This is a genomic window from Moorena sp. SIO2C4 (genome assembly GCF_010672485.1).
GTDB classification, from domain to species: Bacteria; Cyanobacteriota; Cyanobacteriia; order Cyanobacteriales; family Coleofasciculaceae; genus Moorena; species Moorena producens.
Map to the genome: position 1 here is coordinate 1 of NZ_JAAHGN010001382.1, position 1,592 is coordinate 1,592.

Below are 1,592 nucleotides of genomic sequence, written 5' to 3' on the forward strand. Positions count from 1 at the left end.
TCTCTTGATGCAAAGCGCGAGTTGGGGAAACCACGGCAGTCGCTCATGGGGGGGACCCCCAAGACCGCGCTGCCTCCCCAAGACCGCGCTGCATCGCTGCCGCTCTGTTTTCTTGGTCTTTTGTTTAATAATGTTTGACCAACTTTCCAGCATTTATGGCCTTTGGCCACGCTACGCGAACGGCTTTGAAAGTCAGTATTTCCAGTATAACACATCGATTGGTCTAAAGTGAAAGACTCTGTGCAAAATTCATCCCTGGAGACGAAACCTTAGATAGGGTCGCTTTATTACAAAAGATTTAACCCTTTTACCCATAACCGACTAACCATAAAAGCGACCCGATCTTACGGTAACTTTAAACACTCATGCTGCGCATGTTCGTTGTGGGGCTTCTTTTGCCGGAAGCTATAGTGATTTCAATTTATATTGAGAAAACTATTTATTGCTATAAAAGGGTTTCATACGAAAAAGTGTTCCATTGTTATTTGAAATGACTATAATCACTAAACAACATAAAACCGAAGTTTCCAGTTTAGTGGAACTTCGGTTGATACACTATGGCAAAAGCAATAATAAATAATTTTCAACTCTTCCTAGCCCAGACATAAACGTATTACTTGTGCTATCCGAAGCGGTACGCTCAGGCAATGTGACTCCAGAAGATCCTGCGAAATCAAGTACACCGTCATAGCTAGAGAGACCAACCTGTTCTAAAACTAGGGGCTTCACCTCAACTAGGGTAATATCAGGTTCACTCAAGATTAAGGCAATTTTAGATGCCAGATCCAAGGTTACTGTACTTGGAGCGCCTTCCTGACTTTCCGCACGGGCATTTCCCTGGACAAATCCGATCAGGTCAATCGTGACACTTTCGAGAGTCCCCAAAGCCTCATCGAATTTGGGGAGAATGAAAAATTTATCAACAGTTGTCGGTCGCCATTCAATGGTCTGAGTATGGGTGATACTAGCTGCATTAGCTGCACCAGTAGTCGCCAGCATACCAGCCAAAGTAGTCGCAGTAGTTGCTAGAAATACTTTCAGACGGGAATAGGTTTTTGCTGTGGATTGAGTCATGGTACTAACGAGTGATTAAGGTCTTCTGGTCATATCTCTGTAAAAGTCACTCCAACTTCGGATTTAGCTGGAGACAGGACTTACGCAAAGACACCAGATATGGAGTAGATTCTGATCAGACTAAATTCATAACTAAAGAAGGTTTTTTAAGTTCTTTAGTTAAATATGAATATAAACTTTGGGGCTTAATTTTATAAACTGTACATTTAGTCAAGTAAGCTAGTCTTTTCAGAAAATTCCACACCAAAATAGCACAAGCAATATGGTTTCTTTGGATTCGAGATTTACGACACTGACAAGATTGTCTGCCAGTCAATGTCTTGATGCAGTCGCTCATGGGGGAAACCACGGCAGTCGCTCATGGGGGGAACCCCCAAGACCGCGCTGCCTCCCCAAGACCGCGCTGCATCGCTTGTTTAAGTTCCCGGTGAAACTCCTCTATTTTCCAACGGTAAGAACAAGTGGATTTTACCTGTTCAATATCTGAGGCAGTTAGTTCATTTGTGGCAATGTATTCC

General features: G+C 43.1%; 1 protein-coding gene and 1 pseudogene. Both read right to left on the bottom strand.

All coding sequences use genetic code 11. The features are described 5' to 3' along the window. Positions 1-555: 555 nt before the first annotated feature. Complete coding sequence (locus tag F6K20_RS37810; protein WP_008179897.1) at positions 556-1,074, bottom strand: choice-of-anchor E domain-containing protein; 519 nt, start codon at positions 1,072-1,074, stop codon at positions 556-558. Between the two features lie 115 nt (positions 1,075-1,189). Beyond that, a pseudogene (locus F6K20_RS37815) lies at positions 1,190-1,592 on the bottom strand (hypothetical protein); the annotation flags it as partial.

What these genes read in the sequence shown, in the direction of transcription:
- F6K20_RS37810 (WP_008179897.1), bottom strand. Translation starts at nt 1,074, where the DNA reads ATGACTCAATCCACAGCAAAAACCTATTCCCGTCTGAAAGTATTTCTA.